Source organism: Kitasatospora sp. NPDC048298 (assembly GCF_043201465.1).
Taxonomy (GTDB): domain Bacteria; phylum Actinomycetota; class Actinomycetes; order Streptomycetales; family Streptomycetaceae; genus Kitasatospora.
Window position 1 is genome coordinate 1 of the sequence record NZ_JBICYZ010000095.1, and the last position, 19,343, is coordinate 19,343.

14 protein-coding genes are annotated in these 19,343 nt (G+C 74.8%); 8 read left to right on the forward strand and 6 right to left on the reverse strand.

Going from position 1 to position 19,343, the window contains the following annotated elements; translation table 11 throughout:
- Window positions 1-19: 19 nt before the first annotated feature.
- The 4 genes from ACGF0D_RS40160 to ACGF0D_RS40175 all read right to left on the reverse strand — a co-directional run bounded on the left by ACGF0D_RS40160 (window position 20) and on the right by ACGF0D_RS40175 (window position 4,564).
- The gene (locus tag ACGF0D_RS40160) at window positions 20-715 is read right to left on the reverse strand and encodes a DUF6368 family protein (protein WP_392925113.1); all 696 of its coding nucleotides are present in this window, start codon (window positions 713-715) and stop codon (window positions 20-22) included.
- Window positions 716-1,060: 345 nt separating this feature from the next.
- Window positions 1,061-2,059 carry a ScbA/BarX family gamma-butyrolactone biosynthesis protein gene (locus ACGF0D_RS40165; protein ID WP_392925115.1) on the reverse strand — a complete coding sequence of 333 codons (999 nt, stop codon included), beginning with the start codon at window positions 2,057-2,059 and terminating at the stop codon, window positions 1,061-1,063.
- Window positions 2,060-2,265: 206 nt separating this feature from the next.
- Window positions 2,266-3,630 (reverse strand): SMI1/KNR4 family protein, encoded by a 1,365-nt coding sequence (locus ACGF0D_RS40170; RefSeq protein ID WP_392925117.1) that lies wholly within the window; start codon window positions 3,628-3,630, stop codon window positions 2,266-2,268.
- 196 nt (window positions 3,631-3,826) lie between these two features.
- On the reverse strand, window positions 3,827-4,564 hold the full coding sequence (locus ACGF0D_RS40175; protein WP_392880363.1) for a TioE family transcriptional regulator: 738 nt from the start codon (window positions 4,562-4,564) through the stop codon (window positions 3,827-3,829).
- A gap of 136 nt (window positions 4,565-4,700) precedes the next feature.
- On the opposite strand from ACGF0D_RS40175, the gene ACGF0D_RS40180 reads away from it, so the two are divergent.
- Window positions 4,701-5,882 carry an erythromycin esterase family protein gene (locus ACGF0D_RS40180; protein WP_392925119.1) on the forward strand — a complete coding sequence of 394 codons (1,182 nt, stop codon included), beginning with the start codon at window positions 4,701-4,703 and terminating at the stop codon, window positions 5,880-5,882.
- On the opposite strand, the gene ACGF0D_RS40185 is transcribed toward ACGF0D_RS40180, so the two are convergent.
- Window positions 5,816-7,018 carry a LysR substrate-binding domain-containing protein gene (locus ACGF0D_RS40185; RefSeq protein WP_392925121.1) on the reverse strand — a complete coding sequence of 401 codons (1,203 nt, stop codon included), beginning with the start codon at window positions 7,016-7,018 and terminating at the stop codon, window positions 5,816-5,818. The genes ACGF0D_RS40180 and ACGF0D_RS40185 overlap by 67 nt on opposite strands.
- 71 nt (window positions 7,019-7,089) lie before the next feature.
- Between ACGF0D_RS40185 and ACGF0D_RS40190 the strand changes: the two genes are divergently transcribed.
- Window positions 7,090-7,752, forward strand: coding sequence for a maleylpyruvate isomerase family mycothiol-dependent enzyme (locus tag ACGF0D_RS40190; RefSeq protein WP_392880370.1), 663 nt, complete (start codon window positions 7,090-7,092; stop codon window positions 7,750-7,752).
- Between the two features lie 10 nt (window positions 7,753-7,762).
- On the opposite strand, the gene ACGF0D_RS40195 is transcribed toward ACGF0D_RS40190, so the two are convergent.
- Window positions 7,763-8,116, reverse strand: a complete 354-nt coding sequence (locus tag ACGF0D_RS40195) for a hypothetical protein (protein WP_392880372.1) — start codon at window positions 8,114-8,116, stop codon at window positions 7,763-7,765.
- Window positions 8,117-8,307: 191 nt separating this feature from the next.
- Here ACGF0D_RS40195 and ACGF0D_RS40200 point away from each other — a divergent pair, with 191 nt between their 5' ends.
- The 6 genes from ACGF0D_RS40200 (at window position 8,308) to ACGF0D_RS40225 (ending at window position 19,323) form a co-directional block, all read left to right on the forward strand.
- The gene (locus ACGF0D_RS40200) at window positions 8,308-9,492 is read left to right on the forward strand and encodes a PP2C family protein-serine/threonine phosphatase (RefSeq protein ID WP_392925123.1); all 1,185 of its coding nucleotides are present in this window, start codon (window positions 8,308-8,310) and stop codon (window positions 9,490-9,492) included.
- Between the two features lie 437 nt (window positions 9,493-9,929).
- Entirely contained in the window at window positions 9,930-11,297 is a 1,368-nt protein-coding gene (locus ACGF0D_RS40205; RefSeq protein WP_392925125.1) for an MFS transporter, read from the forward strand.
- 164 nt (window positions 11,298-11,461) lie between these two features.
- Window positions 11,462-12,775, forward strand: coding sequence for a non-ribosomal peptide synthetase (locus ACGF0D_RS40210; protein WP_392925127.1), 1,314 nt, complete (start codon window positions 11,462-11,464; stop codon window positions 12,773-12,775).
- Between the two features lie 410 nt (window positions 12,776-13,185).
- A complete protein-coding gene (locus tag ACGF0D_RS40215) occupies window positions 13,186-16,287 on the forward strand; it encodes an amino acid adenylation domain-containing protein (protein ID WP_392925129.1) in 3,102 nt (1,033 codons plus the stop codon).
- Window positions 16,284-17,459: an acyl-CoA dehydrogenase family protein gene (locus ACGF0D_RS40220; RefSeq protein ID WP_392880384.1), complete on the forward strand. Its 1,176-nt coding sequence runs from the start codon at window positions 16,284-16,286 to the stop codon at window positions 17,457-17,459. Before ACGF0D_RS40215 ends, ACGF0D_RS40220 begins: the two co-directional genes overlap by 4 nt.
- A gap of 34 nt (window positions 17,460-17,493) precedes the next feature.
- Entirely contained in the window at window positions 17,494-19,323 is a 1,830-nt protein-coding gene (locus ACGF0D_RS40225) for an AMP-binding protein (RefSeq protein ID WP_392925131.1), read from the forward strand.
- Window positions 19,324-19,343: the final 20 nt, after the last annotated feature.

Below are 19,343 nucleotides of genomic sequence, written 5' to 3' on the forward strand. Positions count from 1 at the left end.
GTCAGCAACTTCGCGCCGCTCAAGCCGTCTCCCAAGTCCGTGGTTGCACCGGGGAGACATGATCACCCCGGACAGATTCCACGTAACTTCTAAGAAGCTCAAGCGACAGATGTACGGACGAGCGGGATTCGATCTCCTGCGAAAGCGTGTCCTTCTCGCGGGCCGAACACGTTCTCGCCGCCGACTGTTTGAGAAGTCTGAAGCCCGGTTGAGCAGCCCACGCGCGCAGGAATTCCGCCGTGCCGAACACGGTCGGCAACGGGCCGTCCGTCATCGCGAGCACACCCGGAAGTCCGTCCACGACTGCAACCTGGTCATCCAGTAGCTCAGCGTTGGCAACGCCGCCGACCACGTCCATGATGGCAGCCGTCAGCAGGGCCGTGGCGAGGTGATCGATCGGTCTGTTGCACCCGGCGATGACATCCACAGCGTGTGTCGGGCTGAAGCCGATGAGGGGTTCCAGATCGGGGCCGTCCGCGTGCTCGGCCTCGAAGGTCTCCTCGTCGCCGATTCCGGGACCCATTGCATAAACCAGGAATGGCCGGCGACCGTCGACTTCCCCTGGGTCCGGGGCGCCGAGTCGGTCGGCGAAGACGTTGAGGTCATAGCCGCCAGGGCGCTTCTCCTCGAAGCAGGCTGACGATCCCACCAGGAAACCCCGGAGTCGCTTAACAACTGCGGCCGGAACCGCCTCGGCCAACTCAATCACCAACACCGGACCACCTGTAGCGGGAGCCCAACCAGCCGAGCGGCATGCCCCCCAGCCCATTACTCAACGTGACCGTGCCACACAAGTTCTTTGTACAGACCTGTGAACAGAGCCGGAGCGGCTCAGCTCGGGCGGGTCCGGGTTCCCGTGGCGGGCGCGGATGCCTGGGGAGAGCTCGACGGCCTCGGCCAGGTGGGCGTCCCGGGCGAGTTCGAGCAGTGTGCGCCGATCGTTTGGCCTGTGCTCCTCGTCGAGCCAGTCGCGTATTGGGCAAGCCGTCGGGATGTGGACGGCCCGCCGGACCGGGAGGGTCGGGCGGGCCGTTCGGGTGGTGCGGCGGTGGTGGCCGGGTCAGTGGTGGTCCGGGTGGTCGGTGAGCACGGTGGTGAAGATCGGCTCGCCGTGTTGGTGGCCGGTCACGGTGATGGTGACGGCGTCCGGGGTCTCACCGGGGGTGTGCCGGGCGGTGATCGTGGTGGGGGCGTCGTGTTCGGCGTACCGGTGGAAGGTGGTGGCCGCGGCGGCCGGGGTGATGGTGGCCGGGCTGCTCAGTGCGTTGGCCGCCTGCCGGGCCGCCTCCAGCAGCACCATGCCGGGCATGTGGTCGTTGGCGTGGTCGAAGAGGGTCGGGTGCCGGAAGTCGGGTGTGAGGTGCCAGCTTCCGGGGGCGTCCGCCGGGGTCAGCACGACGTCGCACGGGCGGAGTCGGCCGACCCGGGCCGGCGGGAGCGGTTCGGCGGTCACGAGCGGTGTCGACGGGTGCTCGGCGTCGTGGCGTCCCTGGCGCAGCCGCTGGTAGGTGGAGTCCGGGACGGTGGTGAAGCGGGTGTGCCCGGTGGCGGCGAGCTGCGGGCCCCGTCGGACGACGGTTTCCAGGGTGAAGTCGACCGCGCTGCCGGAGCGGCGCGGCCGGGCGAGGAGCTGGACGTCCAGGGTGAGGTCGGTCGGCGCGGCACCGATCAGCAGCTGGTGCGGGCGGGTGGTGTAGTCGAGGTTCCACATCATGAACTTGTGGTCGAGCGGTACGCCGAATCGGGTGTGGGCGAGGTAGAGGCCGGCTTGGCGAATCGTTTCAGCAGCTTGGAGCGGGTCGTGCCGGGTGCCGTCCGGGGTGCTGAAGAAGGTGTGGGCGCGCGGCCACCGCGCGGTGACGGTGAAGGCGGTGTCCGTCAGCTGCTCGCTGCCGGTGAGAAAGACCTCGGCGCTGCAGACCCGGTGGACGTACTCCTTGGCGACGGTACTGGTCGGACAGGGTGCCGGGGTTGTTGGTGCGGCCGGGTCGAGGAGCGGTGCGGAGTCCGTTTCGATGGCGAGGGCGGGTGTGGGCGTGCGGGAGGCAAGCAGAGTCATGGGGAGCACTCCGAGGGACCGTGACGGGCGGGGTGGGCTGCTCAGGGCTCGTAAGATACGTACCTACCGGTTTGGTTTTCAAGGAGACGGAACAATTGTTCGTCGGCCCAGCGTGATCGTACGGGCACGGTGAGTGGGTGACCGGGGTCTGAGCTGGGCTGTCCCGGCGGATCCCGGGAGCCCTGGACGAGATCACAGGCGTGGGATCAACTGTCGGGCAGGTCCGACGGGGCGAGGTTCCCCTCGACGATGGTGTGGGGGATCGGCGGGCGGTCCCAGAGGGCGAGGAGGTCGTTGACCACGCTCACGACGGCCACCGGGTGCTCGTTTCCGCGCGCCTCGACGTCGGCGGCGGAGAGTCCGCGGGGGACCGCCCCGTTGTCGAGGAGGACGCGCCACTCGTCGGGCCCGAGGGAGAGGAATTCCAGCCCGGGCAGCCCGGTGATCTCCAGCGGGTCGGCGAGCGTGCCGGGGAGTGCCGTGAACGTGCGGACCCGGGGCAGCCCGACGATGGGGGCGAGGCTGAGGGGCGCGCCGCTGTGATGGAAGATCCGCACCACTTCCAGGTCGGGGTGCGCGGCGGATTCGAGGTCGGCCAGGTCGTGGTGGTCGCCGACCCGGGCGATGGCCGGCGACCGCCGCTCCCGGCGGCGGGTCGGGCCGCTGCTCTCGAAGCCGTTGAGGATCAGCTCCGTCAGGGACTCGCCGTACGGTTCGGCGCCGATGCTCTGCTCGTGGTCGATGAGGATGACCTGTCCGAGGTGGCCGCGCGGGCCGGGCGTCAGGTCGACGGCGAACATGTCACCGCCGTTGCTGCCGAAGACGATCCAGCCGGGCGAGCCGACCAGGCCCTGGACGGCGGAGTCGGGCGGGGTGACGACCGCCTCCGTCGCCGCGAACTGCCACGGGCAGGGCCGCCGGTCCGCGTCCAGGGCGAACAGGTCTTCCAGGGAGGAGAGTTCGCAGCCGACGGCGGACTCGGCGGCCCGCAGTTCCGCGAAGTCGGCCTCCCAGTCGCCGGATCCGTCCGGACCGGCCGGGCGCACCCTGGTCGCCCGGTAGAGCGCCTTGAGCTCCTCGGGCAGTGCGACGCCGAGCCGCTCCTCGGTGGCGGCGATCTCCTCCTCGGTCGCACCGACGGCGTCGGGGAGCCTCTCGCGCAGCGTCCGCTCCAGCAGAGCCGGGTCCGCGGACGGCGCCGGCACCGCCCCGGGCATCGGGTCGGGCAGGCGGCGCCAGGGTTCGGGGACGGCGTCCTCGACCAGGACGAGCGTGCCCGGGCTCGGGTTCCGGAGGCCGTACTCCACGGCTGGGCTGGTGCCGAACACGTGCAGGACCGCCTGCCCGCCCGGCGAGACGTCCGCCACGAACAGCGCCTCGTGGCTGCCGGCCTCCACGAGTGCGCGCTGCACCGGCGCCATGGCCTCGCCGACGGGCCGCTGCCGACTCAGGGGCAGACTCCACCCCGTCCGGCTGATGCTTCCCACCACGGGGCGGGTGCGGTCGGGATGCACGGCCCGGAGGAGCGTCAGCAGCGGCTCCCAGGTGGCGAAGTCGTGGAGCGCGGGCACAGGTGTCCTCCGAACGGTACGGCGGGTCTCGGTTGGTGGGTGGTGGGTGGCGACTCGAAGGACCCTACCGGCCGTCACCGACACCCGTGGGCCCGGATCGCCTCGGGGTGGAACGGGGCGAGGAGGGCTTCCGGGTCCCCGCCGCGCTGGGCATGTTCGACGGCGGCCACGACCCGCTCGACGGCGAGGACGCAGGTCAACCCCGTCGGGGCGTCTCGGGGCGGAGCCTCAGGTAGTCGTCGAGGCGGGCCGAGGCGGTGAGCATCGCCAGGCCCCGGGTGGTGAGGCGCTGCTGCCAGCCGTCGAGGGCGGCGGCCGGCTCGCCGGTGCCGCCCGCCGTGCGGATCTGCCGCAGTACGGCGGCGATGCGGTCCAACAGGTAGCCGCCCCGGCGGAGCAGGTGGGCGAGTTCGGCGTCGCGGACGTCGGACGGAAGGTAGCGGCGGTGGCCGGTGGCGCGGTCCCGGGCGGGGGCGAGGATGCCGGCGGCCTCCCAGGCCCGCAGGGTCGCGGGGGTGACACCGAGCCGGTGGGCGACCTCGCCGACGGAGCGCGGGCCGGGCAGCGCCGGAAGTCCGGTTCCGGCGGTGGTGCCGCCGGCCGGGCGGGTGCCGCCGGTCAGGTGGCCGACGGCCTCGCGGACGGTGGCGAGGGTCTCCCGGTCACGTAGCAACTGGGCGTGGCCCCGGTCGAGTTCGGTGAGGGCGTCGCCGATCCGGTCGGCATGGACGGCGGTCATCACCCTGGCGGCGGTCGCGCGCCCGTACGCCGGGACGAGGGAGAGGTAGGCGCGTAGGGCGGCCGCGTGCTGCTCGGTGTAGATCCGGTATCCGGTGGGCGTGCGTTCGGCGGGCGGGAGGCAGCCGTCGCGCTCGTAGTTGCGGATCGCCTGGGTCGAGATGCCGTGCTCGCGCGCGAGGTCGGCGGGTCGCATGGTCGTCTCCCGTTCCGGGCCGGTTGGGCGTTCGGAGCCGATCGATTGTTCGGGACCGTTTGAGGCTTTCTGCCGCGGCTGAGCGCCGGTGACGGGAAAAGTCTCAACCGTTCCTTCAAGGATACGCTTGAGGTCCATGAACCAGGACATGCATGACTTCGTCACTCCGGCGTGCGAGCTTCTGGGCCTCGGTGAGCCGACCCACCAGGAGCCGGCGTTCGGGCTGGTCCGCAACGAGCTGTTCGCCCGACTGGTCGACCGGGGCTTCCGGTCGATCGCCCTGGAGACCGACCGGGTCGCCGCCTTCGCCGTGGACGCCTACGTCCGGGAGGGCGTCGGCACCCTCGACTCGGCGATGCGGGACGGCTTCACCCACGGCTTCGGGGACCTCGAACCCAACCGCCGACTCGTCGCCTGGATGAGGGAGTTCAACCGGGAACGGCCGGCCCGCGAGCGACTGGCCCTGCACGGTTTCGACATCCCGGCCGAGACCACCAGCGCACCCAGCCCGCGCCGCTACCTCGAACACGCCCACGACTACCTCGGGCTCGACCTCGAACTCGCCCGTCTGGCGGGTGAGGACGAGCGCTGGAGCCGCACGGAGGCGGTGATGGACCCGGAACAGTCGCCCGGCGGCACCGCCGAGGCGGCGCGGCTGCGCTGCCTCGCCGACGACCTCCTCCTCCAACTCGACATGCGGGCACCGGAACTGATCGCGGCGACCTCGTCCGCGGAGTGGTTCGCGGCCCGCACCCGGCTGACCGCCGGGATCGGACTGCTGCGCTACCACGCGCAGTCGGCGGTCCCGGGCCTCACGACGAGCGACCGGGTCAGCGCCCTTTCCGGGGTGCGGGACGCGCTGATGGCGCGGAACCTGCTCGACATCCGCACGGTCGAGGCCCGGCGCGGACCGACCCTGGTCTTCTCCCACAACCTGCACCTGCAACGGAACCCGAGCGCCTGGTCGTTCGGCGAGCTGGACTGCCGGTGGTCGGGGGCGGGCCGCATCGTGGCCGCGCTGCTGGGCGAGCGATACGCCTTCGTCGCCGGGAGCCTGGGGCGCAGCGAGGCGATCGGGCTGGCCGAGCCGGCGCCGGGGACGTACGAGTCCCACCTGCAAGAACGCGGTGTGGTCTGGGAGCTGACGGACACCGCACTGCCGGTCGAAGCCCGTACGCGCACCGACACCGTCCCGCGGCAGGGCTACTTCCCGCTCGACAGGGAGGTGCTCGACGGCGCGGACGCGCTGCTTCACGTCGCCGACGGCGCGGCGGTGGTGCCCGCCACCGGCGGAGCGGCGGTGCCGGCCGGAGGCTGAGCGGCGGCAGGCCCGGGGTAGGCCTGCCGCAGGTGGGCCGCCAGGGCGGCGGTCGGCGGGGAGGCGGGATGCCCGGTCGACCAGGCCAGCGCGATCCGGACCCGGGGGACGGGGTCGGTCAGCGGGCGCACCCGCAGACCCGGCACCGGGCCCGGGTCCGGTACGACGGCCACCCCCAGGCCGTGCGCGGCGAGTTCGGCCAACTGCGGTGGCGCGGCCGCCTCGACGCCGACCGCCGGTTCGACACCGGCCTCGGCCAGGGCGCTCTCCAGCGCGGTGCGCAGACCGGTGCCGCGCGGGGTGCTCAGCAGGGCGTGCCCGGCGAGCGCGGCGACCGGCAGCGACCGCCAGCCGGGCGCGGAGCCGACGGAGCCGACGGAGCCGACGGAGCCGTCGGCAGGGCCCGGGCCCGATGCCGCGCCCGAGGCGTCGGCAGGATCAGGATCAGGATCAGGATCAGGATCAGGATCAGGATCAGGATCAGGATCAGGACCGGGACCAGGAGCAGGGCCAGGACCGGGGCCAGGACCAGGACCCGCCCCTCCCACGAGCGGGTGCCCCACCGCACAGGCCGCGACCAGCGGGATCTCCAGCACCGTGTGCAGGGCGAGCCCGGTCAGCGTCGACCAGCCGTCGTCGCCCTCCCGCCCGCTCGCGGGGGCGGGCAGGCCGACGACGGCGAGGTCCAGCCGGCCCTCGCGCAGGGCGGTGAGCATCCGCGCGGTGGTGTCCTCGGCGAGCGAGAAGTCGATGCCGGGGTGTTCCTGGCGGAACGCCGCGAGCGTGGTGGCGAGCCCGGGGAAGGTCCCCAGCTCGGACGGCGGGGTCAGGGCCGCCCCGGCGACCATGCCCAGTCGTACGTGTCCGCGCCGCAGCCCGCCGAACTCCTGGGCCGCGCGGTGGGCCGCCGCCGCGGAGGCGAGGGCCGCCCGGGCGTGCGGCAGCACCGCCTCGCCGGCCGGGGTGAGCCGCACGGTGCGGCCCGAGCGGTCGAGCAGCCGGTGGCCCAGCTCCCGTTCCAGCTGCCGGATCTGGGAGCTCACCCCGGGCTGGGTCAGGTGCAGCAGCTGCGCGGCCCGGGTGAAGCTGCCGTGCTGGGCGACGGTGACGAAGTACCGGAGCTGCCGCAGTTCCATAACTCCCGATCATAAGTGCCAGAACTTTCCGCCCTTGGACGGGCGTACGGTTCCGGCCGCAGGCTGGAGGCATGGAAACCGTGCCGCGCAACGAGGACACCGGGCAGCTCCACTGGATCCGCGAGCAGATCGCGGCCGAGCGCCGCGAACTCGCCCGGGTGTTCGCCGCCTTCACCCCCGAGCAGTGGAACTCGCCCTCGCTGTGCGCGGGTTGGCGGGTTCGCGAGGTGGCGGCGCACATGAGCACCGGCTTCCGGTACTCGACGACGCGCACGGCCGTCGAACTCGCCCGCTCCGGCGGCAACCTGCACCGCATGGCCGACCGGATCGCCCGCCGCGACGCGGCCGCCATGAGCGAGCGCGAACTCGCCGCCGCCCTGGCCGACCACGCCGACCACCCCTGGCGTCCGCCCGTCGGCGGCCGGATCGCGGCCCTCGCCCACGACGCCGTCCACGGGCTCGACATCACCGTGGCGCTCGGCCTGCCCGCTCGCCTCCCGCTGCCCCGGGCGGCCGCCCTGCTGTCCGCCCTCACCCCACGCGGCCTGCGGTTCTTCGGGGCCCGACTGGACGGCGTCCGACTGGTGGCGACGGACACCGGCTGGTCGCACGGCGAGGGGCCGCTGACCGTGGAGGGGCGGGCGGAGCACCTGCTGCTGGTGGCCTACGGACGTCGGGTCCCGGGGGGCCTGCTGACGGGGCCCGGCGCCGGGCGGTTCGTCGCCGGCGGGTGAGTGCGCGTCCTCACCTCTGCCGGGTCTGGAGCCACTCGGTGAGGGCGGCGTGCAACAGCTCGGCCTGGGCGCGGTCCAGGATCACCGTCGCGGCGGAGCCCGGGCCCTGCGAGCCGTCCTCCGGTGGCCGGCCGAGGCCGAGCCGGAGGTGCTCCACCGGGACGGGCCAACCGCCCTCGGGTTCCGGAAGGCCGCTGAACCGCACGTCGGGATGGCAGTGGTTGGGGATCACGCTGAGCTCCAGCCAGCCCCCGCGGGGGTCGTCGTCGGCGGGGCTGACGTGTGAGCCCTGGTAGATCCTCGGGGCGGGCCCGTTGCTGTGGCTGTCGTCGCCGAGGTACAGCCAGGTGGCGAAGATGGACATCGGGTCCTCCTCGGGGATCCGGATCGGGAGCGGCCGAGGCCGGCGGTCCGTCGTCGGACTCACCTCCGCGGCCTGTTCGAGGAGAGACCCCAGAGCGGGGCCAGGGCGGCCGTCATGCGGGTTTCGGGGGGCCGTGACTACGATCGGAAGAAGTCCTTCCGGATGGTGGTGAGACGGAAGCCAGGTCGCCGATGGCCCCGAGGTCCGTGCAGTGGCCGCCGTACGTGCGGGTCGCGCCGTGGTTGCTGACCGCCGGCGGGCTGGTGTGGAACGCGCTGGAACCGACCGACTACTGGGGCGACCCGCTGCTCGCGGCGGCGGCCGTGCTGGCGGGGGCGCTGCTGGCGCTGCGGGACACCGTCGCGGTGGGGGCGGCCAACGTCCTGGGCATCCTGGTGCTGTCCACCCAGGACGGATCGCTCGGGACCGGAGCCGGCTACCTGGAGCTGGCGAACACGACGTTCGCGGCGCTGCTCGGGATCTGGGTGAACCGCGTGGTGGCCCGGCATGGCCGGCGGTTGGCGCGGGTGCGGTCGGTGGCCGAGGCGGCGCAGCGGGCCGTGCTGCCGGAGCCGCCCGCGCGGGTCGGGCGACTGTCGGTCGCGGCCTGCTACCGGGCCGCCCAGGACGAGGCGCTGATCGGTGGGGACGCGTACGCGCTACAGGTCACCCCGTACGGCGTGCGCGGGCTGATCGCCGACGTGCGGGGCAAGGGACTGCACGCGGTCGGGGTGGTCTCGGTGCTGCTGGGCGCCTTCCGGGAGGACTCCCACCGGCTGCCGGACCTGTCCGCGCTCGCCGACGCGCTGGAGGACTCGCTGCTGCGGGAGAGCGAGCGGATGAGCGAGGAGCTGCGGTTGGAGGGGTTCATCACCGCCCTGCTGGTCGAGTTCCCGCCGGGGGAGGAGAGCGTGCGCACGCTCGACTGCGGGCACCCCGGCCCGTACCTGCTGGGCCCGTACCCGTCGGGCGGGGCCGCGCCGCCGGTGCGCCGGCTGGACGCGGCGGACCCGGGGCTGCCGCTGGGGATGGGCGGGCTGGGCGGACTGGGCGGGGCGCGTCCGGCGCCGGAGAGCCGGCCGTTTCCGGCCGGGTGCACGCTGCTGCTGGTGACCGACGGGGTCACCGAGGCCCGGGACGCGGCGGGGGAGTTCTACGACCCGGTGCTCGGCCTGGCCCCGCTGGGGCCGTTCGCCGGGCCGGGGGAGGTGCTGGACGCGCTGGTGGCGGACGTCGGGCGGTGGACCGGCGGGCCCAGGGACGACGACATGGCGGTGCTGGCGATCACCCACCGGACGGCGCGGGCGTCGGAACAGGGACCGGCACCGGCACGGACGCAGGTGCGGGCGCGGGCGCGGGCCGAGACGGACGGGTAGCCGAAGCGTGCGGCGGCGCGGCCCCGGCCCGGGCGGCCCGTTTCGGTGGCGGCCGGGTTCCGGGAGCGGCTCGTAACCCGCCCGGTGATCCCCTTCTACGGCTCGCTTCGGTCACGCCGGTATCACGATGAGGTGTCGGTGGGGCTGCACTCCATGGAATCCGGCCAAGTTGACGGCCGCCGTCCGGTGGCTGGAAAACTTGCGTCCGAATATCGGACAAGAAAATGGACGGGCGGGCCCGGGGGTGATCGGAGTGCCCGTCGGCCGGTGCCGCCTAGGCCGACGGGCACCGCGGGTGGCGCGGCAGCACGGGAGGCCGCCGTAAGGAGCGCGCAAGGGTCGGCCGGGGGAGTGGCGGGATTCGGCCGACCTGCGGTCCGTCCGGAAACGAACCTGGTGCTTGCCCCGTGTCGAAGGGGTGACCGAGAGTCGCACCGATGAACGAGAAGCCCAGCTCCCACCAGGCCCGTCTGCTCGGCCACCGCGATTTCCGGCTCCTGTTGACCGGAGCCGCAGCGGCGCAGACGGGCAGTCAGGTCACCCTGGTCGCCCTTCCGTTGGTGGCGGTGATGGTGCTCGACGCCACGCCGTTCCAGGTCGGCCTGCTGACCGCCGCCGAGACCGCCGCCTTCCTGCTCGTCGGACTCCCGGCAGGCGCCTGGCTGGACCGGATGCGCAAGCTGCCGGTGCTGATCCGGGCCGACGTGGTGCGCTGCCTGGCCGTGGGGTCGATCCCGCCGGCTGCCGCGTTCGGGGTGCTGACCATGCCGCAGCTCTACGTCGTGGCGCTGGTCACCGGGGTGGCGACGGTGTTCTTCGACGTCGCCCACCAGTCCTTCCTGCCCGCCGTCCTGCCGCGCGAGCAGCTGGTCGGCGGCAACGGGGCGCTGGAGACGGTCCGCTCCTCGGCGCAGATCGCCGGGCCGGGCCTCGGCGGCGGACTGGTCCAGCTGCTCGGGGCGCCGCTCGCCATCGTGGCCGACGCCTGCGGCTACCTGGCCTCCGCGCTGCTGCTCGTCCGGATCAAGGCCGAGGAGCCGCGACCGGAACCCGCGCCGGGGCGCTCGCTGCGCGCCGAGGTCGGGGAGGGCGTGCGGTTCGTGCTCGGCCACCCGCTGCTGCGGGCGATCGCGACCGCCACCGCCACGTCCAACCTGTTCTCCGCGGTGCTGACCGCCGTGCAGACGGTGTTCTGGGTGCGGGTGCTCGACCTGTCGCCGGGCGCCATCGGCGTGCTGCTGTCGGTCTCCGCCGTCGGCGGACTGGCCGGCGCGCTGTGCGCCGGGCAGCTCGCCCGGTGGATCGGGCAGGCCCGGCTGATCTGGGTGTCCACCGTGGTGACGGCGCCGTTCGCGCTGCTGTGGCCGCTGTCCGGCAGCGGCGCGGGCGTGGTGCTCTTCGGTCTGGCCTCCGGGGTGGTGCTGTTCGGCGCGGTGGCCTACAACGTCGCCCAGGTGAGCTTCCGCCAGAGCGTCTGCCCGCCGGAGCTGCTCGGCCGGATGAACGCCACCATGCGCTTCCTGGTGTGGGGCACCCTGCCGATCGGCGCCCTGGTCGGCGGCCTGGTCGCCGACCAGGCCGGGCCGCGCACCGCGCTCTGGCTCTGCGCCGCGGGCTTCCTGCTGGTGCCGCTGCCGCTGCTGCTCTCGCCGCTGCGCCGGATGCGCGAGCTGCCGGGCCCCGACCGTACGGGCGGCCAGGCCTCGGGCAGCGACGCTGCCGAGGACGTCGCCGAGGGCGCCACCAAGGACGTCACCAAGGGCGCCACCGACGAGGAGAGTGCCGTGAGCCCCAGCGCGCCCTGACCGTCGGCCCGCCCGTACCACCCGGACCTGAGCAACGCCCCGGCCGAATCCCGGCCGAACCCCCTGACCGACTTCCCCGGCCGAATCCCCCTGGCCGACTTCCCGGCCGATCCCCCCGACCGATCCCCGACCCGAGCCGCGACCGGAAACCGGAGACCGTTCCCGTGCACGCCAGCATCACCGCCGCCTACCTCGCCCGGTACCGCTCAGCCGCCGCCGAATCCCCGGTGGAGCTGCTCCCGCTGACCGGCGCCCAGCGGCGCTTCCTGATCACCCGCCGGCTCGCGCCGCAGAGCCGCACCGACATCGTCCCGCTGCTGTTCGCCTACCCGCGCGGCACCCTCGACCTGGACCGACTGGCCCGCGCCGCGGCCGCGGTGGCCGCCCACCACCCGGCGCTGTGCGGCGGCTTCGCAACCGTGCGCGGCACACCCGTGCTGCGCGCCGGCGGCCCCTCGGCCGAGGTCGCCCGGATCGCCGTCGCCCCCGGCGGCACCGCCCGCGCGGCGCTGCGCGAGGCCCTGCTGGACTGGCCCGCCGACGGACCCGCGCTGCGCCTGCTGGTCGCCGCGGACCCGGACGGGGACGAGGAACTGCTCGCCCTCGCACTCGACCACGCCGCCTGCGACGAGCAGTCGCTCGGCGTGCTCACCGCCGAGCTCAGTGCCGCCTACGAGCAGGACGAGGCGCCGGCCGACGGGCCCGCCCCCCAGGCGCTGGCCGACTTCCGGCAGGCCGTCGAACTGCAGCTCGCCGCCGAGGACGCCGCCGGCGGCCCCGCCGCGCAGGCCCACTGGGGCCGGCGGCTGGGCGGCCTGACCGGGGCGGGCGGCAGCGCCGCCACGTCCACCGGCATGCTCACCGAGCGGCTGCCCGCCGCCGACGGAGCCGCCCGCGGCGCCGTCTTCCCGGCGCTGCTGGACGCGGTCGGCTCGGCCCTGCACCGGGCCCACCGGGCGGTGGGGGCCGACCGGGCGGAGGCCGGGGGAGGGCAGCTCGCACTCGGCTACCCGTGGGGCGGCCGACCGGTGGGCGCGCCCACCGTGCTCGGCTGCTTCCTCAACACCCTGGTGCACCCGGCGACTTCGGAGCGGTCCACGGACCTGGACGCCCTCGCGGACGCCTGGTGGGACGACCTGGACCACGCCGGCACCCCCTTCGACGAGGTGGTCCGCGCCGCCCGCACCGCCGGGGCCCCCTGGTCGGGCGCCCTGGACGCCCTGCTCACCATGGAGGACACGCACCGCCGCCCGCCACTGGTGCTCGGCGGCGCCGCCGGCCGGGAGGTCCACCTGGAGGGGCGCCCGCTCGCCGCGCCACTGGCCGTCTCCGCCTCGAACGGCGACGACCTGCTGATCCGGCTGGCCTGGGACCGCGACCGCTTCCCCGAGGCCGACGCCCACGCGGCCTTCGGTGAACTGCTCGCCGTGCTGCGGCACCACCTGCACGCCCGACCGTCCCCGCTCCCGCAGGCCTGAACCGGCCTGCCCGAACACGGCAGGCGTGAACGGGCCCGCCCGAACACGCCCCGCCTGCTCGGGCCCACCCGAACCCGCCCCGCCCTCCGGGGCACGCCTGAATATGCCCCGCCCTCCCGGGCCCGCCCCTTCGAACCCACCCGCTCCGAACCAGCCCGCCTCGTACGCCCGCGCCCGCACGCCCCAGGCTGCCGGCCCACCCCGCGGGCCCCGAACTCCCACACCGGATCCACCACATCGGACCCACCACGCCCGCCCGCGCGCGTCCTGCACGCCGCCGGACGGGACCCCCGGGCCCCGGGCCGCACCTCACCCCGGTGCGGCCCGGCCCACCGGCCGACGCGGGAACACCCCACGCCCGCTTCCGGCCACAGCAGTGCCGACACGCCCACCACACAAGGGAATCGACCATGTTCGCACTCACGCCGTCGCAAGAGATCGTCTGGCTGCACGAACAGATGCTGCCGGGCAGCCGCGCCTACAACTTCACCGCCGTCCTCGACCTGTGGGGCACCCTCGACCGGGACGCGCTGCACACCGGCCTCGCCGCCGTGCTGGCCCACCACCCCGGCCTGCGGCTGGAGTTGGTGCCCAGCCCGGAGGGGCTGCCCGGCCAGCGGGTCGCCGAGGACTGTGAACCGGAGCTGCGCCAGAGCGACTTCAGCACCGAGCAGGACCCGGAGGCCGCCTTCCGCCGGCTGCTCGCCGCCGAGGCCGAGGAGCCGCTGGACACCGGGCGGGCACCGGTGCTGCGCTGGCACCTGGTCCGGCTCGCCGAGGACCACCACCGGCTGATCCACGTCGAGCACCACCTCGTCCACGACGGCCACTCCTTCGCGATCCTGCTGCGCGACCTGTTCACCGTCTACCGCGCCACCGTCCTCGGCGAGCCGTATGAGCTGCCCGTCGCCCCCTCGTACGAGGACCACGCCCGCGCCGCCGCCGACCTCCCCCGGGACCGCGGACTCGACTTCTGGACCAGGGAGCTGGCCGACGCGCCGCGCGAGGTCACGCTGCCCGGGCTGGCCCGGCCGCGCGCCGAACGGCGCCACCGCGGCGGCCAGTTGCGCCAGTCGATCGGCGCCGACCTGGCCGAGCGGCTGCGCGAGCGCAGCAAGGCGGACGGCCACACCCCGTTCAGTACCCTGCTCGCCCTGTTCGCCGAACTGCTGCGCCGGCACAGCGGCCACCGCGAGCTGGTGATCGGCACCGCCGTCGGCAACCGCCCGGAGGGCTTCGAGAGCACCGTCGGCATGTTCGTCAACACCGTCCCGCTGCGCCTGCGGCTGGACCCGACGGCCCCCGGCACCGAGGCCGTCGACGAGGTGACCGACGTCCTGCTGCGCGCGCTGCCGTACCAGGACCTTCCGGTCCAGGAGCTGACCCGCCGGCTCGGACTGCACACCACCGGCGCCGACAACCCGCTGTTCAACGTGATGTTCAGCGCGCACGACGCGGCCCTGCCCGACGTCCAGGCGCCCGGCCTGGAGGTCTCGCTGTACGAGGGCTTCAACACCGGCACCACCCGCTTCGACCTCGACCTGGTGCTGCTGCCCGACGACCGCCGGGTGGTCGGCGAGAAGCACGGCGCCGCCGGGATGACCCTGGTCTGGGACTACGACGCCGACCTGTTCCGCGAGTCCGACGCGGTGCTGCTCTCCGAGCGACTGCTGGAGCTGCTGCGCTGCTACCTGGACCGCCCGCAGGTGCCGATCGCCGACCTGGACCCCGCGCCCGAGGCCGCGCAGGCCACCCCGGTCGCCCCGATCGCCCTGGCCGCCCTCGACCCGGCCGCCGCCCACGACCCGGCCTCGCTCGCCCTGATGGCCGGCACCGAGCGGATCAGCTACGGCGAACTCGACCGCAGGGTAGCCGAGGTGGTCGAGCGGCTGCGCGCCGCCGGGGTCGCGCCGGGCCAGCCGGTGGCCGCCGTGCTGCCGCGCGGCGCCGACAGCGTGGTCGCCCTGCTCGCCTGCCTGCGCCACGGTGCCGTCTACGCGCCGCTGTCCACCGAGGACCCGGCCGCCCGGCTCGGCCTGCTGCTGGAGCGGCTGAACCCGGCACTCGTCCTGGCCACCCGGCAGAGCGCGCTCGCGCTGCCCGCCGAGGGCTTCACCCCGGCGCTGCTGGACGGCCCGGCCTTCCCGAAGGCCGAGCCCGCCGCCGTCCTGGACGGCGCCGCCTACCTGATCCACACCTCCGGCTCCACCGGTGTGCCCAAGCCCGTCCAGGTCGGCCGCGAGGCCCTCGCCGGGTACGTCGCCGCGATCGTCGACCGCTACGAACTCACCTCCGCCGACCGGGTGCTGCTGTTCGCCCGGCCGTCCTTCGACGTGGCCCTGGAGGAGGTGCTGCCCGCCCTCGCGGCCGGCGCCGCCCTCGTCGTGCCGCAGCGCGAGGTGCCCACCGGCCCCGAGCTGGTGGCCGTACTGGCCGCCCGCGGCGTCACCGTCGCCAACCTGCCGACCAGCTACCTGCTCGCCGTCCGCGAGGACCTGCGCGAGGCGCTGGGCGACGGCCGCTGGACGCCCCGGCTGCTGGTGCTCGGCGGCGAGCGGCTGCCCGCCCGGGCCCTGGCCGGCCTGACCGAGGCCACCACCGTGCTGAACGCCTACGGCGTCACCGAGGCCACCGTCACCTCCACCGTGTACGAGGTCACCGCCGCCGACGTCGCCGAGGACGGCGAGATCCCGCTCGGCGCCGAACTCGGCGGCGTGCTGGTCCACGTCCTGGACGACACCCTGCGCCCGCTCGCCCCCGGCTGCGTCGGCGAACTCGTCGTCGGCGGCGCCATGGTGGCCGACGGGTACCTGGGCCTGCCGGAGCCGACCGCGGCCCGCTTCGTGACCGTCCCCGCGCTCGGCGACGCCCGCGTCTACCGCACCGGCGACCGGGGCTTCCGCGACCTGGACGGCCGGCTGCGCTTCCTCGGCCGCGCCGACAACCAGGTCAAGCTGCGCGGCCACCGGATCGAGCTGGAGGAGATCGAGGCCGCCGCCTCCGCCGAACTCGGCGGCCGCTCCTGCGCGGTGCTGCTGCACACCGACCCGCGGACCGGCCCCCGCCTGGTCGGCTTCCTGGAGGGCTCCGACCGCCCCGACCAGGCCGCCCTGCACGAGGCGCTCGCCCGCCGGCTGCCCGGCGGACTCGTCCCGGCCGGCTGGACGGCCGTCGCCGCGATGCCGACCCTGCCCGGCGGCAAGCCCGACCGGGCCGCCCTCGCCCGACTGGCGGACGAGGCCCAGGAGGCCCCCGAGGCGGGCGAGAGCACGCCGAGCGAGTTCACCGACCCCGGCCAGCGGCTGATCGCCGCCGCCTGGCGCGAGGTGCTCGGCCACGACCGCTTCACCGCGGACTCGCACTTCTTCGAGGTCGGCGGCCACTCGCTGCTCGCCGCCCAGCTCGCCGCCCAGCTGGAGCCGCACCTCGGCAGCCGCCCGCCGCTGCGCACCCTGTTCCGCCACGCCGTGCTGGCCGACCAGGCCAAGGCCCTCACCGGAGGTGCCAAGTGAGCTCCCCCTCCGCCGTCCTGGAAGACGGCCACCGCGAACTCGTCGAGGCCTTCGAGAGCTTCGTGCGCCGCGAACTCGTCCCGCTGGCCGCCGAGTTGCCCGAGACCGCCGACCAGGTCCCGGCCGACCTGCGGACCTACGTCCGCAAGCGCTCCGCCGCCCTCGGCTTCTACGCGGGCGACTACCCCGAGGAACTCGGCGGCGCCGGCATGCCGTTCACCGCCGTCGTCCTGCTGCACCACGCCGCCGGGCGCAGCGGCTGCGTGCTCGCCCCGTACGCGCTGGCCGGCGCCGACGGGCCCAGCCCGCTGCTGCGGCACGGCACCCCCGAACAGGTCGAGCGCCACCTGGTCCCGCTGGTGCGCGGCGAGCAGACCCGCTGCCTCGCCCTCACCGAGCCGAACGCCGGCTCCGACGCCTTCCGCCTCGCCACCACCGCCGTGCGCACCGGCGACGGCTGGGTGCTCAACGGCCGCAAGACCTTCGTCAGCAACGCCGAGCACGCCGGGATCGCGCTGGTCGTCGCCGCCACCGACCTCGGGGACGGCGCCGGGCCCACGGGCGGCGCCACCGCCTTCGTGCTGCCGATGGACCAGCCCGGACTGCGGCTCGGCCAGCGGTACGAGGGCATGTCCGGCGAGCCGCTGTCCGAGCTGCTGCTGGACGGGGTCACCGTCGGCCCGGAGGCCGTCATCGGCGGCGAGGAGGGCGTCGGCGCGGCCACCGCCCTGGCCATCGACAGCCTCTCGCGCGGTCGGCTGGTGGTCGCCGCGATGTGCAACGGCATCGCCGAGCACGCGCTGCGGATCGGTGTCGAGTACGCCAAGGACCGGCGCGCGTTCGGCCGGGTGATCGGCGAGTACCAGCACGTCCAGGAACACCTGGTCGCCACCCTGGCCGAGGTCGAGGCCTCCAAGCTGCTCACCCTCGCCTGCGCCCGGCTGGTCGACGAGGGCACCGAGTCGCCCGAGAACGCGGCGCTCGCCAAGCTCACCGCCTCCGAGACCGCCGTGCGCGCGGTGGACCGCTCGCTCCAGGTGCACGGGGCCACCGGCTGGGTGCGCGGGCACCCGCTGGAGTTCCTGTACCGCTACGTCCGGATGACCACGATCATCGAGGGGACCTCGGAGGTCCAGAAGGTGATCATCGCCCGCTCGATGGGCCTGAACTGACGGTTCGTCACCTACGTTCGCCACCTTCCTGGAGATGATGATGGAACACCTTGACACCACCAAGGCCCCGAGCACCGAGGGCCTGAGCATCGCCTACGGCCGTCCGCACCAGGACGGTGCGGTGCTCGACCTGTTCACCACCTGGGTGCACCGCACCCCCGACGCCCCCGCCCTGATCGACGGCGAGCAGGTCCACAGCTACGCCGAACTCGACCGCCTCGCCGACACCGTGGCCGAGGCGCTGCGCGGCAGGGTCGGCCCGGGCGACCTGCTCGGCGTCTGCCTCGCCCACTCGGTCTCGCTGGTCGCCGTCACCCTGGCCGCCGCCAAGCTCGGCGCCGTCCACCTGCCGCTCGGCCCGCGCCCCGGCGAGCGCCGGCTCCGCGCCGTCGCCGAGCAGCTCCGCCCGGCCTGCCTGGTCGGCGAGCCGGACCTGCTGCCGCCCGGCGGCGAGCGGCTGGCGCTGGACCTGCCCACCCCCGGTGTGGTGGCCGCCCTGAACCCCGGCGAGCAGGTACGCGTCCCGGTCGGCACCCACTACGCGGTGCTCACCTCCGGCTCCACCGGAACCCCGAAGGCCGTCGCCGTCACCGAGCCCGCGCTCGGCGCGCTGCTCCAGTGGTACCGCGGGCTGGCCGGCCTCGGCCCCGGGGAGCGGCACAGCCTGCTGATCGGCGTCGCCTTCGACCCGCACGTGCAGGAGCTGTGGGCCGGCCTCACCTCCGGCGCGGCCCTGGTCGTCGCCCCCGAGGCGGTCCGCTGGGACACCGGCGCGCTCACCGACTGGTGGCGCGAGGCCGGCATCACCGCGTCCATCCTGCCCACCCCGCTGGCCGAGCCCGTCCTCGGCCGGCCCTGGCCCGCCGGCCTGGCGCTGCGCCACCTGGTGATCGGCGGCGACCGGCTGCGCCTGGCCCCCGGGCCGGACGTCACCGCGACCGTCCACAACGCCTACGGGCCCGCCGAGGCCACCGTCACCACCACCATGCACACCATGGCCCCCGGCGGCGACCACGGCGCCGGCGCCCCGCCGATCGGCCTGCCGATCGACGGCGCCGTGCTCCTGGTCACCGACGAGGACGGCCGGCCGGTGCCGCGCGGCACGGCCGGCGAGCTGCGGATCGGCGGCCGAGGCCTGGCCGCCGGGTACCTCGACCCCGAGCTGACCGCCCGCCGTTTCGTCGAGGCGCCCGCCGGCGTGGTCGGCACCGACCGGGTCTACCGCACCGGTGACCGGGTGGTCATGCGAGCGGACGGCGTGCTGGAGTTCCACGGCCGCCTGGACGACCAGGTCAAGGTCAGCGGCGTGCGGATCGAACCCGCCGAGGTCGAGGCCGCCTTCGAACGCGACCCGAAGGTGCGGCGGGCGGTCGTCGCCGCCGAGCAGGCGCCGACCGGTGGGGCGCGGCTGCTCGCCTTCGTCCAGGCCGAGGACGGCGCCGACCCCGCGGCGCTGCTCGACGCCGTCCGCCCGTGGCTGCCCGAACAGGCCGTGCCCTCCGCCGTCCGGCTGGTGGAGCGCTTCCCGCTGGACGCCAACGGCAAGGTGGACCGCCAGGCCCTGCTGGCCGACGCCCCGGCGGCGGGCCAGGACGAGACGGCCCCGAGCGAGGAGGGGAGCACCCCGGTCGAGCGCACCGTGCTCAAGCTCTGCCGCGAGCTGATCGGCCGCGGCGACCTCGGACCGGAGGACAACTTCCTGGCCGCGGGCGGCAACTCGCTCGCCGCGGCGAGACTGCTGGAGGCCCTGGAGAACGAGTACGGCGTCCGGCTGCGCGCCCCCCTGGTGCTGCGCCAGCCGGACCTGCGGGCCGTCGCCCGACTGGTCGAGGAGCGGGTGGCCGAGCTGACGACCACCGCCTGACCCCGCCCGAACCTCCTCAG